Raw genomic sequence first — 14,429 nt, 5'->3', positions numbered from 1 at the left:
GCGACTATTTCGCAGAGAAAAGCATATTTAAAATATTTTGATAAAGGGTCTCTAAATCTTCTGACGGTACTTTTAAGGGTGTGAGTCGACGGTAAATTGTTCCTTCGATCATCACGGCGGTAATCTCCACGCAGCAGCGAATATGCTCATCGCTCAGGTGCGGGAATTGCTTTTTCAGATGCTCACAGGCGTTAGCAAACATGCGGGCTTCGGCTTCGATCATCATGTTTGCCACCAGCGGATTGCGCGTGGCCTCTGCCGACATTTCGAGCATCAACGCGTCATCGTCTTCGTTAAGCGTCTGCCGCCATGCAAGCGCCTGCGGCATCCCTTCAACCAGCGTTTTGCCCTGCATCTCCGCGATTCGTGAGTCGATGATGCGACGGATCATCTCTTCAATAATCGCGTCTTTGTTACTGAAATAGCGGTAAATTTGCCCGACGCTGAGCTTCGCCTCGCTGGCGATCTGCGACATGCTGGCAGCATGAAATCCGCTGGCGCGAAAGCATCTGCGCGCGGCGGTGATGATCTCGTCCTGACGCAGTTTTTGTCGTTCTTCCAGCTTTGTACTCATCGTCGGCTACCTAAAAGTGAGAATGATCGTTCTCATTATACGATTTTGAAGGCTTCTGGGAAGACTTTTTTTATTTACATATTGAATGAATATTTCCTGGAATAAACAATGTAGAAAATAAGGAGTTTTTATGAAGGTTAAGCTGTGAGATATTCAGACGGCGCGGAAAATAAGGAGAAACTATGCATCTGAGCATTAGAGATAACGTCACGGCCGAAGAAAAAGAAGAATTATTAACAGGGCTTCGCACCTATAACGGGCAATTTTTAGATCTCTCGACCTTTAGCGGCGATATTGGCGTTTATGTGCGAGACGACAAAGGCGTGATGCTGGGCGGCTTAATTGGCGTGCGCAAAGGCGACTGGCTGAACATTGAATACCTGTGGGTCAGCGACGCCGTGCGGGGCTCGGGCGTCGGCAGCCAGCTTATCAAAACGGCAGAGGACGAAGCCCGACGCAAAGGCTGCACCCACGCGCTGGTGGATACGGTCAGCTTCCAGGCGCGCCCGTTTTATGAAAAACAGGGTTATCAGCTGCAACTGTCTTTGCAGGATTATCCTTATCCGGGAATGCAGAGACACTATCTGACGAAAGCCCTTTAACCGCCGATCCCGCTACCCATCACGGCCAGCGCATGGCGCACAATACTCTCCGGCGAGAGGTCGCTTAGCCTCTCGTCGTTGCGCATTCTGGAGAAGGGCACCAGCACCAGGCTGAGCAGCGTGGTGAACAGCAGTTCAGGGGCCAGCGCCCGATTCAGTTTCCCTTCCGCCTGCCAGCGTTTAACGGTGGCGAGCGTCGCCTGATAATGCTCGTCGCCAAACCGCGCCTGCAGATGGGTGCGCAGTACCGGCATTTCGCCAATGACCTCCTGCATCCACAGTGGCGCAAACCAGCGATGCTGTTCCGCCAGTTCGGCGAGAACCTTGACCATCTCCGTGAGGGCGTTGACCGGTGAGTCTGCGTTTTCGACGAACAGCGCGCCGATCCTGCTGCGTAACGGCAGGAAACGCTCCTCTATCATCGCATCCAGTAACTGCTCCCTGGAGTTGAAGTAGTAGTGCAGCATCGCGGGCGTGACGCCGGCGTCTTTCGCAATGGCATTGAGCGAGGTGTTGGCAATCCCCTGCCGGGAAAACAGGTTCAGGGCGATATCCAGCAGCTGTTCGCGGCTGGCCGCTGCGCGTTTGCCGCCGCGCGGACGACCGGGGCGGCGCGGTTCGGAATTGTCCTTTTGTGCTGGCATGGTCTGAGGATCTCTTGATCTTATTCATCACTTACATGAATATTAATTATCTAATTAATTAATTTCAAGCGATCTCTTAGGGAGTCCGACGTAATGACTCAACCTGCGCAAAACGCGCCGTCGATAAAGCTGCTGTTCAGCGCGCTGCTGCTGGTGATGCTGCTTTCCGCGCTGGATCAGACCATCGTTTCCACGGCGCTGCCGACCATCGTTGGCGAACTGGGCGGGCTGGATAAGCTCTCCTGGGTGGTAACGGCCTATATTCTGAGCTCCACCATCGTGGTCCCGTTATACGGGAAATTTGGCGATCTGTTTGGCCGTAAAATCGTGCTGCAAATCGCGATCGTGCTGTTCCTTGCGGGGTCCGTACTCTGCGGGCTGGCGCAAAACATGACCCAGCTGGTGCTGATGCGTGCCCTGCAGGGGCTGGGCGGTGGCGGGCTGATGGTGATCAGCATGGCCGCCGTGGCGGATGTTATCCCGCCTGCGGAACGTGGCCGCTATCAGGGGCTGTTTGGCGGCGTGTTTGGCCTGGCGACGGTCATCGGGCCGTTGATCGGCGGGTTTATCGTCCAGCACGCGTCGTGGCGCTGGATTTTTTACATCAACCTGCCGCTTGGCCTGTTTGCGCTGCTGGTGATTGGCGCCGTTTTTCAGGGCAGCGCCAGGCGCAATAAGCACGAAATTGATTATCTGGGGGCGATTTACCTCAGCATGGCGCTGCTGTGCATCATCCTGTTCACCACCGAAGGCGGGACGATACGCCCGTGGAGCGATCCGCAGCTGTGGTGCATCCTGGCCTTTGGTCTGACGGGTATCGCCGGGTTTATCTATGAAGAACGTCTGGCGTGGGAGCCGATTATTCCGCTGTCGCTGTTCCGCGACCGCAGCTTCCTGCTCTGCAGCCTGATCGGCTTCATCATCGGGATGTCGCTGTTTGGTTCGGTTACCTTCCTGCCGCTCTATCTGCAGGTGGTGAAAGATGCCACCCCAACGCAGGCCGGGCTTCAGCTGATCCCGCTGATGGGCGGTCTGCTGCTGACCTCGATTATCAGCGGTCGCATCATCAGCCGCACCGGGAAATACAGGCTATTCCCGATCCTCGGCACGCTGCTGGGCGTGGTGGGGATGTGCCTGCTGACGCGCATTTCGATTCACTCCCCGACCTGGCAACTGTACCTGTTTACCGGCGTGCTGGGTATGGGGCTTGGGCTGGTCATGCAGGTGCTGGTGCTGGCGGTGCAGAACAGCGTCTCTGTGGATCAATATGGCGTGGCGACCTCCGGTGTGACGCTGTTCCGCTCAATCGGCGGCGCGATAGGCGTTGCGCTGTTTGGCGCGGTGTTTACCCACGTTCTGCAGTCCGGCCTGGCAGAGCGTCTGCCGGAAGGGGCGGAGATGCCGCGCGAGCTTAACCCGACGGCGATCCATCATCTGCCGGATGCGCTCAGGCTGGGTTATCTTGATGCCTTCGGCTCCGCCATCCACGCGGTATTCCTGCTGGCGGCCGCGATTATGGTGCTGGCGTTTGCGCTGTCGTGGTTTTTACGCGAGGCACCGCTACGACGCGGCCAGGCGCAAGGTTAAGGGTTCGGTTATTTATTGCGAGTCGCTTTCCTAATTTGACGCGTCACGCTTGTCTTGCCCTCTGGCGATGACGCATGCTTTGGCCTGGTCAATAAACCGACAGAGGTTGCCATGGAACGCAAAGCAAAACTGTTTAAAAGAGGGCGAAGCCAGGCGGTAATGCTGCCTGCTGAATTCACGTTTGATGCGGAGAGTGTTTATATCCGGAGGGATGAAGACGGGAATGTGGTGCTGACGGCTATTTCAGAGAAAGCGCGACACAGAGAAATCTTTTTGCGTTTACTCAAGCAAACGCCGGTGCCGGATTCCTTCCTTAGCAAAGAGGAGCGTAATCAGAGCTATACGTCCAGGGATCCGTTAGAAGGGCTATAGTGATGCGGCATATGCTGGACACCAATATGGTTAGCCATCTCGTACGGCAACATCCTGAGGTGGTGAGCCAATATTCGAAAATTGCACCGGATGACATGTGTATTTCAAGCGTAACGGAGGCGGAATTACTTTATGGCGTAGCCAAAAAGCATAGCCATAAACTCAAAGAAACCATTCTGGAATTTCTCAAAACCATCACCGTCTGCGACTGGGACAGCGAGGCCGCAGCCACCTACGGCGCGCTCCGTGCGGCGATGGAAAAGAGAGGCAACGTCATGGGCGATCTCGACCAGCTGATCGCTGCACATGCCATCAGCCAGGGCACCACCATTGTCACGAACGATCGTGCTTTTCTGATGGTGCAGGAGTTAAGCGTGGAAGACTGGACGCACGCTGCCTGATGCTCTCCCCCTCTCCTGCAGGAGAGGGAAAATCCGCATATAACCTATCCTTCTTACTGATGCCTTTTCGTTTTTTAGCCAGCCGTCTCGTTGTCGATATAGTCACTGAAACGTTTATCAAAAGGATATGTCTGGTGAAACTTCGATTGGGTGCGCTGGTTCTGGCGGGGCTGCTGTTGGCAGGTTGCGATCGGGAGGGCAGCGATGCCAAACACATTAAGGTTGGCGTGATTAACGGTGCCGAGCAGGACGTGGCGGAAGTCGCGAAAAAGGTGGCGAAAGAGAAGTACGGCCTCGACGTAGAGCTGGTGGGCTTTAGCGGCTCGCTGCTGCCAAACGATGCCACCAACAGCGGCGAACTGGATGCCAACGTCTTCCAGCATCGCCCGTTCCTCGCGGAAGATAACAACGCGCACGGCTATAAGCTGGTCGCGGTTGCGAATACCTTCGTTTTCCCGATGGCCGGTTACTCCCGCAAAATAAAAGCGGTGGATGACCTTAAGGATGGCGCAACCATTGCCATTCCAAACGATCCAACCAACCTCGGTCGCGCGCTGCTGTTGCTGCAAAAAGAGAAGCTGATTACGCTCAGGCCGGACGTTGGCCTGCTGCCGACGGCGCTGGATATTACTGCCAACCCGAAAAAGCTCAACATCATGGAGCTGGAAGGGGCGCAGCTCCCGCGCGTGCTGGACGATCCGAAAGTCGATGTCGCCATTATCAGCACCACCTACCTCCAGCAAACCGGGCTGTCACCGGTTCACGACAGCGTCTTTGTCGAAGATAAAAATTCGCCCTATGTGAACATTGTGGTGACGCGTGAAGACAACAAAGACGCAGAGAAGGTGAAGGAATTCATCCAGTCGTACCAGTCGCCTGAGGTGGCGAAGGCGGCGGAAAAAATCTTTAACGGCGGTGCCGTTCCGGGCTGGTAAGCCTCTTATACCGGCACCCGGGCATTAACGCGGCTCTCTGGCCAGAGAAAACCCTGGCCAAACTGCGCGCCCGTCGCACAGGCGCGCGCCAGATCCTGAGAGGTTTCAATGCCCTCAATGACGACCGCTTTTGCTATCCCGGCCCTGACGGACTTAACCAGGGCGGCAGGGCCCTCCTGCGCATGGAGCGCGGAGCGATCGATTTTCACACCGTCCAACGGCAGCGCGAGGCGAACGTACTCCTCTGCCAGATCCCAGGTCAGGTCGTCCAGCCAGATTTTCCAGCCCGCCTGTTTAATCTGGATCAGCGCGTCATGGAAACGCCGTTGTTCAGCCTCGTTCATCTGGGTAAGGGTGAAGGGGTCCTGAATCTCAATCGTCAGCCGCTGCTGATGGCGTAACCTCAGCAGTAGCCCAATCGCCCGCGCATCCAGGAAATGTTCCGCCAGCAGGTTGAGCCAGTAGTGACCGGCCCCGGGCATCTGCAAAAGCGTGTTGGCCTGCCAGAAAAAAATCTGCAGCGCACAGCGGGAGGGCAAGGTGGCAAAGAATGCCTCCAGATTGACGTTCGGGATCTCCACGAGAACTTCATGCGCCACCACCTGACCAGAACGTAAGTCGACCAGCGGCTGAAACCGCAGCCCGGAGATGCGCTGAAACACGGGGGAGGGAAGAACGGTATACATGACGGCCCTTCAAAAGACGAAAAAAAAGTTCCCGCGGACACGGGAACAAAAGGCAAACGACACACGGTCAAATGCTTAATTCAGTATCCAGCGAATGCTTTGGTAGAACGACGGGCCACGCACGGCCTTAAGTTTGTGCATCGCATTGTTCTTGTAGAAGTAAACCAGCCTGACGTTACAGCCCAACTGGCGGGCGATTTGCTTGGTTTTAAGGTTGCAGGAATAGCCGCGCAGCACGCTGGCCTCTTCGCTGGAAAGCCTCGCCGGGGCGCGTTGCCGGGCAGTCATGCTCACGTTATACAGGCCGGAATCCGCCGGGGTCTGGCTCATCAGGATCTGCCACAGCGCTTTGATATCCCCCAGGGAGACCCTTTTACTGATCACGCCATCCACATGTTTAAATTTCAAATAGCCGACGGACAGGGAATAAATATAGATTTTGGCCCCAGGTTGTTTCTCTTTCAGGCTTAAAATATCGTCATTGGTTGACACTTTGAAATCAAGCGTATTCAGCGGATCGTAAATAATAATGTCAAAGCGGCACTCGCTAAGCGCAAAATCGTCTATTTGGCTGAAACCATGGAAAACGACCTCTTGCTGAGCATCCGGCTCGCGGTTTACCAGCCATTGCAGACCAATCAGGGTGAATTCACAGCTATCAATGACGGCCACATGAATTGTTTTTTTCTTTGGCATTGGCATTCTCCTTTTGCTGAAAGAATCAGTCCATATAAGAGAAGGTGACTGCTTCGCCGTATCGTAAAGAATAGCGAATCTCTTTTTAATATTTAAAGTCGATGGGGCTAAATGTAATTCACTGGAAATGACTGAGTAAAGAGAATGCTAATTATTAGGGGAAGATAAAATTGAAAAATCGTTTTAATGGGAAATATAATCTCTTTAATCTTTTATTAATCTGGTGCGCAGGTTTTTATCCTGTTAAATGCCGTTAAGCCAGGATGCGGTTGGTGTAAAGTAGCGCTAATCCACGGTTTTAATGAGGGTTTTAAGCCATTTTCTTCAGAAAACGTCACGGGCAGAATAGGGCTTTAAGATGATTTCGTCTTAATGCTAAACAACCTGTTAAGGATAAAATAGAAGAAATTCTATTATTCTAATAAAGTTGTTCAGATTTTTAGCATTCTGAAGGATAAAATCCTGGCGCGTAAGAGGTTGTGAGCGAAGTGGGCATAATCTATCATCGGTTTTTTCTTCACCACAATAACTCTGAAATGACATGATAAATAGTGAAAACCCCGTCAGGGTGATAGTGTTCTATAAAATAAATATCTTTCAGGAAATAATATCTTGTTCGCTTGAGAATATGCTTTCTGATTACTCTCTACATGTCACGATCGTGGAAACTGCGGATAAGTTGCTGGAAGCGCTTGCTGAAAACGAAGTTGATCTTGTTTTTACTGAATTTAATTATCTGCTTAATCACAAGGAGTGGAGTACGGAAACCAGCAGCCGGCTAAATATGTTGTGCAAGACCCGGAACGTCAGGCGCGTTCTTTTTGTGCCCGAGCTGCACTATGGGCTGTTGAAGAAAGTGCTGGAAATGAAGTTTGAATTGACCATTAGCCTGCAGGATGACATGGCGGAGCTGAAAAAAGAATTACAGACGCTGATGCAAACCCAGGAGCAAAAACCGGTCGTCTCAACCTGGCTTAAAGGGGCCATGCGCGCTGGCGCGCGCTCGCGTTCGGTGCTGTCTGCCAGAGAATGGGAGGTGATCCACCTTATCGTCGAAGGCTATACGATCACCGAAATCGCCAGTTATCGAAATCGTTCCGTAAGCACTATTGCTACGCAGAAACATAACGCGATGAAAAAGCTTAACATTTCGAGCCACAGCGAACTGATTAAGTATCTGAACACCGTGGGGAAGATGGGAAGCTAACCTGGTGAGCCGGAACGCACATCATTCCGGCCAGGTCAGATCAGGGATAGATGATGTTTAACGTCGCGGAGGTGTTGATCTTGCCCTGCGTCACTTTCGCGGGAGCCCAGGCGTAGTAGTACGCCGCCATCGGTATCGTGAAACGTTCGCTCAGCGCCGCCCCTGCTGCCACATTGAAAATCAGGGTGGCATTTCCACGGCTGGTGGTGGATATCGAGAAAGTCACGGGCGTCTGGGGCGTATCCTGCTTGATGAGCCGTAGCCCGATGCCCTGCGCAGCGCTACTGCTGCTGTCGACCAGTACCGAATTGTCCGTGGATGACAGCTGTGTGCTGGAGAAGAACATCTCAATTGCCCGGTCTGAATTGCCGTTCACGCCCACGTTCTGACAGCCCATGTTCAGCGTAAAAGGCGTCAGCCCCGGCTGGGCGGAGGCGCTGAGCTGGGGAATACCCAGCGTCGGCAGATTTACGGTCAACCCGGCGTTATCAAAAGAGCAGGTTGTCAGCTTAGGCGCATATTTGATGGTCATCGGCTGGCCAAACATATCGCGGTTATCGTAGGGCCACTGAAAACCGTTGAACAGCCACTGCACAATTTTCACCATCTGATTGATCGGCCAGGTGATGATCTCCCAGAAGGACATGCCGCTCATATCGCTGACGAACATGACGTCGCTCATGTTGGCCGTGTCGCCCGTAAGGGTGGTGCCGCTTTGGTTCACCAGCGTGAAGCGGACCGTAAAAGGGGTGTTCAGCTCGGCCGCCGTGTGGCTCCCGCCAGCCGTCAGCGTTTTATTGGCCTGGGTGCTGGTGATTTCCGCCCGCACCATGTACTTGTTATTGCTGAACCCCAGGATCGTGGCATATTTGCTGTCGGTAGAAAGAATCGGCGTATAGGAGAACTCGCTGTTGCCGGTTGTACAGTTAAAGGTACCGCTGTACTGCGTGGTAAAGCTCCCCGTCCAGGTTGGCGTCGCCGGGCTGAGTTTGTCCGATAAATCCACGCTGATCGGCGTGCCATAGACAATGCTGCCCCCGGAGCAGGTGGCGTAGCTGGCGGTACTCAGGCAGGCCAGCAGCAGAAAGGTGAAGAACCGTATCATAGTGATATTCCGTGATTAATGGCAAACAGAGGGCGGGCTGTTCAGCCCCCACGCTGGCGAGGAAATTTCACACTTCCCGCCACGAAGATGAACGTTAAGCGTCTGCGGTGGCTGCTCGGCACGAATATAGAGAATGCTTGCCTGGCCGACGTATCCCACCGACTCACCGCGTTCATCCAGCACTTCGGTACCAAAAGGCAGCGGCTTGCCGTCCTGGCGCGTGGCCTGAAGTACCCAGGACTGACGTTTGTCGGTCTCAAAGCGGACGTAATTCACCGCGCCGTCATACGGGGCGACGTTTGCGATATTGCCGAGCACCTCTGCGCCCGTGCTGCCCGGCGTTTCGGACAAGGTGATAGAGTTTTTGCGATAAGGCGTGGCGTAGGGGACCAGCGCCACGCCGTCGTGGTTGGTCACGATACTTTCGTCGCCGTTGACCATCAGCCCTTCCGCCTGCGGCGCATCCACAATGGTCATGGTGGTGCCGGTTTCGTTGGAGGCGAGAACATGCCACGGGAACGCCACCAGGCTGCCGCGTCCGCTCAGCCCCGTTTGACGGTAGTCGGAAGATTCACTGTAGGAGCCGCCGAGCGTCGCGAAGTTGGAGCGGTACGCCGTGTTAACGCTCGCGGTGTTATTTCCTCCCCGGGCGTTGCTGCCGGAAAGGGTGTAGCTCAGGCGGTTTGATTCCAGCGCGTTGCCGCTCATGCTGATGTTGCTCTGCTCATAGTGGGAATCGCTGGCCGTCACGCTGGAGGTGATCCACGCGTTGTTGTCGAAGAGCGAGAACGGCAGGCTCAGGGAGAGGTAAAACCGCGTCTCCTCTTCGCTCTCACTGTTACGCACCCGGCTGGCCGACAGGGTATAGCTGGCGCGGCCAATGGCGTTGGAGTACCCCGCCTGATATTCGCGCGTGGTCTGCTGCGAGTTCCAGTAGTCGCGCTGTGTGCCGGAGATAAATACCGTGCCCCAGTTGTCAGCCAGGCGCTGGTTGAGGTTGAGCGTTAAGGTGTTTTTAGGCTGGGCGGCGCGCAGGGCATCCCAGGTGCCCAGCGACATCTCCGGTGCAACGCCAAACTGGTCTTTGTAATCGTCGTACTGTTCTTTCAGACGCCGGTAGCCTTCGCGCGAATAGAGCGCATCGCTGAAGCTGTAATAGCCTTTGGTGGAGTAGCGGTAGGCCGCCAGCGTGAAGTTGGTGGCGGTGGTATCAATAAATTTGCTGTACGACACGCGAAAGCTCTGGCCGCTGTCGGTGCGATCCTGCAGCGTGGTTTTCGCGTGGGTGACGTCAACGGAAACGGCGCCAAAGGGCAGGTTCCAGCCCGTGCCGATCAGCCCGGCCTGATAGTTATCGCTGAGTATCGTGCCGGTGTAGCCGGTAATAAGGTTATTAAAGCCGTAGCGCAGGGTCGCCTGCAGGAAAGCGGGTTCGGCATCGAGCGTATTTTGATGGACTTTACCCGCCACCACGCTGTACTGGCTCACTCCCTGTTTTAACATACCGGGCACGGCGGAAAACGGAACCGTGAAGGATTGCTGTGAGCCGTCGGCCTCACGCACCACAACCAGCAGATCCCCGGCTGAACCGGTGGGCTGGATGCTGTCGAGCGTGAACTGGCCGGGCGGGACGTTTTCCTGATAGATCACGTTACCGTTCTGGATCACCTTGACCAGCGCATTGGTGCGCGCCACGCCATGTACTACCGGTGAAAAGCCCTGCTGCGAGTTGGGCCGCATTTTCATGTCTGACGCCAGCGAAACGCCGCGCACACGAAGGGAATCAAACAGATCGCCAGGGATATAAAAGTCGCCCATCGTCAGGTTTGATTTGATCCCGGCAAGCGGGCGGCGCAGGTAGCGGGTGTTGTTTTGCCAGCTGCTGTCGCCGCTGGCTGCCCTGCGCCAGATGCTGCTGTCGCGAAACTGCCAGCCGAGCAGGTTCGCACCGGAATCCAGCCCGGCATAAAAATCATCATTGGTCTCTTTCGCCGACCCTTTTGCCCGGGTGTTGTACCAGGTGGTATTCCACGAGAGCATCAGCGCCGGGATCCCTTCGTCCCAGAACTGCGGCGCAATGTACCCCTCTTCGGTGCGTAATATCGCCGCCTGCGGAACGGTAAGCGCCAGGCTCAGGGTACCGGGATCGGTTTTAACTTCACCGCCCTGCACCAGGTCGTGCAGCTGCACCTGACCCTGGGGGATGGCGGGCGCGGGCAGGGATTTTGTGTTAATCCCCAGCGTTTGGGCATCCTTCCAGGCAAGCCGGATGTCATCGCGCTGCTCACCGTAGGTCACGTTATAACGCCCCTTCCAGCTCCCGTTGACGTAGATATCCATCTCCTGCTTACCCGCGGGCATGGCGTTGTTTTCGTAAAAACGTGACAAATCAGACTCACCGGATGCGCCAGCAAGCAGGGAAGGGTCAAACGACACCGCACCTGATTTATGCGAAAGCAGAAGCGAGCAGACTGCCAGAAGATAGAGCCTGTTTTGTTTCAATGTCATGGTGAGTCTTTCCGGTCACTGGCTGGTGAAGGTCCGTGTTTTGTAGGCACCCAGATCGTCTACGTACATCAGCTGGACGCTCTGGCCGCGTTTAACCTCGTTTTTTGTCGCTACGGTCAGCTGCCCAAAAGGCGAAACCATCGGCGATTCCTCGAGAAGCTTATTTTTGCCCCGGGAAATATTGGCGATCGTAATAAAGAACGGGCTGTTATTGCTGATGCGGAATTCATGTCCGTTGGCGACCAGCGTCAATTTTCCCACGGCGTCATCGAGCGTGCCCGTCAGCGATGTCGGACGATAAAAAAGCTTGATGCGGGACTTAATCGCCAGCTGAACGGTATTTTGGTTTTGCAGGTTTTCGGGTCTGGGTGGAATATCCAGAACGTTCAGGAAAAAGACCGATTCACGATCCGCAGGTAACGTTGCCGGCAATTTTTTAATGCGAAGCTGTTGACCGTTATGTTCGTTGACCTTAATGACCGGCGGAGATAACAGGAAGGGAACCTTTGCCGTTTCCGGGGTTGAATTAATATCGCCGTCATCAATCCAGGATTGCACCAGGGAAGGCGCATCGCCGGTATTGATTAACTGAACAATCACCTCTTTATTCTTTTCAGGATAAATAATTCGGGTGCCGTTAATGACAATATTGGCCCATGAGTGACCCGTGCTCAACAGCAGCATTGCCAGCAAAATAGCCTTACGCATGATTAAAACCTTTACAACAGGCTCTGCCAGAACAGAGCCTGAATAATGTGATATTACAGATAGGAAATTGTGTAGGTAACGTTAGAGCTTAAATCACCAACCGTCGCCGCGGTGGCGTTGGTTTTATAGTAATAAACATCCAGGGTCAGGGTTTCTGAATCTGGTGCTTTGGCCGTTCCCATAATATCGGTGGAGTAAGGCTGGTTCAGTGAAATAGGGGTAGAAGAACCCGGTTCCACTAATGCAAAACCAACGTTACGGGCTACGCTGGCATCGCTTTCATTGACGCTGTTATTCAGCAGGTATTTCCCGTCGGTGGAGATATTATCCGCGCTGGAGAAGTACACTTTCAGTGGTGTACCGGTGGTGCCCGCCGCAGGTGAACAACCGGAGAAGGTCAGAGCGATGGATTTCTTATTTTTGGTAATCAGACCCACTGCGGTGCCAGCGTCTTTAACCGAAATTGGAGCGAGCGCAACGGTAAAATCAGCGCTTTTGCCGCCGTTAATGGTACAGGTGGTATCGGTAATGGCCCCGGTAAAGTTAATTACGCCACCCGCTGAGTTATCGGCGGCAACCGCGCTGGTAGAGGCAATGGCTGCGGCCAGCATTGAAACGGTCATGATCGATTTGAACATGATAAACTCCATAATGTTTGTTTTGTATAAGATGAATGTTATTTGCAGCGCAGCACGCGGTGACCGGGCCAGGCGCATAGCGACTTGAGATACAAGCCTTGACGAGATTATGTTGCATCAAAATGACACATAACAAAACATTATTCCGAAGAAACGAAGTAATCGAGATTATAATCTTGCTGTAAGGTTTTTTTTAAGATCATAACCCAAATGTTATCTTACAAAGATTTTAATTAATGATTTAATAATCGTTAATTAATGAAGTTTTCTATATCCCCCCTCCAAATAATATTACATGACTTGACCCTACCCGCTTTAGACTTATTATTGCCAGGGAAATACAAAAACTTATAACAGTGGCGAAATAATATTATGAAGTATCTCATTGATCTTGCAATGCTTTATGAAGTGGACACCGGTATGATCATGATTAATGGAGAAGAGGAATCTTCCATTAAGTTATCTAACCAGGCCGCACGTTTACTTTACGAACTTATCATCAATAATGGTAAAACTCTCGACAGAGATGACCTGATAAAAAAGGTCTGGGAGGAGCACGGCTTCTCGGGTTCTTCCGTCAGTCTTAATGTTGCCATAAGTGAAATTAGGAAAGCGTTTCGTATTTTGGGGCGCGATCCGATGCTGATTAAAACGATTCGTGGGAAAGGATTTAGCCTGGCGGCGCATATTGAACACCATACGGTAAGACCGCCGGTCGCGCCGCCCGTGCCCGAACTCCCTAAGGCTGAAGAGACGGATTTGCTTATTCCGCAGCGCGATCCCGATCCCCCTAAACGATTTCAACATTTCCACACCCTGTTTATAACGCTATGTGTGGTGATGCTGATCGTCATTGCCGGAATAGCGGGCTTTCTGATTTATCAAACCTCCTCCTCGGCGGACAGCCTGAAAGAATCTGACATTCATCTGCTCGGCAAAGTGGATCGCTGTACGGTATACCTGGTCGATAAGAACATGTTCGAGCCGCGACAATACTATTTTAACCGCGTGAAAGAGGTCATCGCGAGCCGGCACATCGACTGCGAACATCAAACGGCTGATGCGTACTATTCAAATTTCAAAAAATCGCAGATGGAAAACTATTTCCTTGCGGTTTGTTACCAGCAGGATAGCGTCGATGACTATAAGAATTGCCTTTCTTACAGAAGCCTGACCGGGAGTTAAAATATGTCAAGGACCAAGCTTAGTGTGTTATTGGGCGTCGTACTGCTGCTGTCAATCATTGCTTTAGCGTTGTTTTACTTTATGAGACCTCAGGAGACGGGATTTGGCTGTCAGTCAGATACGGTTTCCTGGAAAACGTATTCTACGGGCGACTCTACCGATATGTCGTTAACCACGCTATTTATGTTCAACAGCACCGATGCGATAACGGTTATCCATAAAGGTGTGCTGAGAAAGGATGGCAAAAGTTATCTGATCGACAGAAATTACCTTCTTAGCGTCGAGAAAATTGACGGGAGTAACATCTACTATATTACCGATAAAAAGCTGAACAAATCTGAAGATGATGCGGCACCCGATGGTGTCGTCAACGAAATGTTGCTCGACAATATCAACTTCTTTTATATCACCAGTGTAAAAAGACACGCATGGCTAATTAAGGGGCTGGTTTTGCCTGTAATGATGTGTGTTGCTGTTCCCACGTCCTGATAATTCCTCATCAGATAAGAATCGATGAATATCTATTATCCACCCGGTGGAATATTTATTCATTATGTAACAACAAGATACCAGGGGTGTAT

16 protein-coding genes are annotated in these 14,429 nt (G+C 52.8%); 8 read left to right on the top strand and 8 right to left on the bottom strand.

Annotated features, from left to right (window positions below; genetic code table 11):
• Positions 1-4 precede the first annotated feature (4 nt).
• Positions 5-574 carry a TetR/AcrR family transcriptional regulator gene (locus QLG21_RS15060; RefSeq protein ID WP_088208957.1) on the bottom strand — a complete coding sequence of 190 codons (570 nt, stop codon included), beginning with the start codon at positions 572-574 and terminating at the stop codon, positions 5-7.
• A gap of 182 nt (positions 575-756) precedes the next feature.
• Between QLG21_RS15060 and QLG21_RS15055 the strand changes: the two genes are divergently transcribed.
• Positions 757-1,176 carry a GNAT family N-acetyltransferase gene (locus QLG21_RS15055; protein ID WP_088208958.1) on the top strand — a complete coding sequence of 140 codons (420 nt, stop codon included), beginning with the start codon at positions 757-759 and terminating at the stop codon, positions 1,174-1,176.
• Here QLG21_RS15055 and QLG21_RS15050 read toward each other — a convergent pair.
• Entirely contained in the window at positions 1,173-1,820 is a 648-nt protein-coding gene (locus QLG21_RS15050) for a TetR/AcrR family transcriptional regulator (RefSeq protein ID WP_088208959.1), read from the bottom strand. The two genes, QLG21_RS15055 and QLG21_RS15050, sit on opposite strands and share 4 nt — an antisense overlap.
• A gap of 93 nt (positions 1,821-1,913) precedes the next feature.
• On the opposite strand from QLG21_RS15050, the gene QLG21_RS15045 reads away from it, so the two are divergent.
• From QLG21_RS15045 to nlpA, 4 genes are all read left to right on the top strand, one after another.
• The gene (locus tag QLG21_RS15045) at positions 1,914-3,407 is read left to right on the top strand and encodes an MDR family MFS transporter (RefSeq protein ID WP_102891881.1); all 1,494 of its coding nucleotides are present in this window, start codon (positions 1,914-1,916) and stop codon (positions 3,405-3,407) included.
• Between the two features lie 111 nt (positions 3,408-3,518).
• Positions 3,519-3,779 (top strand): AbrB/MazE/SpoVT family DNA-binding domain-containing protein, encoded by a 261-nt coding sequence (locus QLG21_RS15040; RefSeq protein WP_282484726.1) that lies wholly within the window; start codon positions 3,519-3,521, stop codon positions 3,777-3,779.
• A gap of 2 nt (positions 3,780-3,781) precedes the next feature.
• Complete coding sequence (locus tag QLG21_RS15035; protein WP_282484725.1) at positions 3,782-4,180, top strand: type II toxin-antitoxin system VapC family toxin; 399 nt, start codon at positions 3,782-3,784, stop codon at positions 4,178-4,180.
• A gap of 134 nt (positions 4,181-4,314) precedes the next feature.
• Complete coding sequence (gene nlpA / locus QLG21_RS15030) at positions 4,315-5,115, top strand: lipoprotein NlpA (RefSeq protein WP_282484724.1); 801 nt, start codon at positions 4,315-4,317, stop codon at positions 5,113-5,115.
• Positions 5,116-5,120: 5 nt separating this feature from the next.
• Here the strand turns inward: nlpA and QLG21_RS15025 are convergent, their stop codons facing one another.
• Together QLG21_RS15025 and QLG21_RS15020 are read right to left on the bottom strand one after the other, a co-directional pair.
• Positions 5,121-5,801 carry an EAL domain-containing protein gene (locus QLG21_RS15025; RefSeq protein ID WP_282484723.1) on the bottom strand — a complete coding sequence of 227 codons (681 nt, stop codon included), beginning with the start codon at positions 5,799-5,801 and terminating at the stop codon, positions 5,121-5,123.
• A gap of 75 nt (positions 5,802-5,876) precedes the next feature.
• Positions 5,877-6,497: a LuxR C-terminal-related transcriptional regulator gene (locus QLG21_RS15020; RefSeq protein ID WP_282484722.1), complete on the bottom strand. Its 621-nt coding sequence runs from the start codon at positions 6,495-6,497 to the stop codon at positions 5,877-5,879.
• Positions 6,498-7,125: 628 nt separating this feature from the next.
• Between QLG21_RS15020 and QLG21_RS15015 the strand changes: the two genes are divergently transcribed.
• Positions 7,126-7,704, top strand: coding sequence for a LuxR C-terminal-related transcriptional regulator (locus QLG21_RS15015; protein WP_242450403.1), 579 nt, complete (start codon positions 7,126-7,128; stop codon positions 7,702-7,704).
• A gap of 40 nt (positions 7,705-7,744) precedes the next feature.
• On the opposite strand, the gene QLG21_RS15010 is transcribed toward QLG21_RS15015, so the two are convergent.
• Genes QLG21_RS15010 through QLG21_RS14995 form a run of 4 tightly spaced genes read right to left on the bottom strand, consistent with a single transcriptional unit; the run spans position 7,745 to position 12,663 of the window.
• On the bottom strand, positions 7,745-8,809 hold the full coding sequence (locus QLG21_RS15010) for a fimbrial protein (RefSeq protein WP_282484721.1): 1,065 nt from the start codon (positions 8,807-8,809) through the stop codon (positions 7,745-7,747).
• 15 nt (positions 8,810-8,824) lie between these two features.
• Complete coding sequence (locus tag QLG21_RS15005) at positions 8,825-11,317, bottom strand: fimbria/pilus outer membrane usher protein (protein WP_282484720.1); 2,493 nt, start codon at positions 11,315-11,317, stop codon at positions 8,825-8,827.
• A gap of 15 nt (positions 11,318-11,332) precedes the next feature.
• The gene (locus QLG21_RS15000) at positions 11,333-12,025 is read right to left on the bottom strand and encodes a molecular chaperone (protein ID WP_282484719.1); all 693 of its coding nucleotides are present in this window, start codon (positions 12,023-12,025) and stop codon (positions 11,333-11,335) included.
• A 53-nt stretch (positions 12,026-12,078) separates the two neighbouring features.
• Entirely contained in the window at positions 12,079-12,663 is a 585-nt protein-coding gene (locus QLG21_RS14995) for a fimbrial protein (protein ID WP_282484718.1), read from the bottom strand.
• A gap of 372 nt (positions 12,664-13,035) precedes the next feature.
• On the opposite strand from QLG21_RS14995, the gene QLG21_RS14990 reads away from it, so the two are divergent.
• Positions 13,036-13,848, top strand: a complete 813-nt coding sequence (locus tag QLG21_RS14990) for a helix-turn-helix domain-containing protein (protein WP_282484717.1) — start codon at positions 13,036-13,038, stop codon at positions 13,846-13,848.
• Between the two features lie 3 nt (positions 13,849-13,851).
• Positions 13,852-14,337 carry a hypothetical protein gene (locus tag QLG21_RS14985; RefSeq protein WP_006177661.1) on the top strand — a complete coding sequence of 162 codons (486 nt, stop codon included), beginning with the start codon at positions 13,852-13,854 and terminating at the stop codon, positions 14,335-14,337.
• Positions 14,338-14,429: the final 92 nt, after the last annotated feature.

It is taken from the genome of Enterobacter sp. V87_3 (assembly GCF_029967835.1).
Lineage (GTDB): Bacteria > Pseudomonadota > Gammaproteobacteria > Enterobacterales > Enterobacteriaceae > Enterobacter > Enterobacter cancerogenus.
This window is presented reverse-complemented; position numbering and strand designations above follow the sequence as displayed.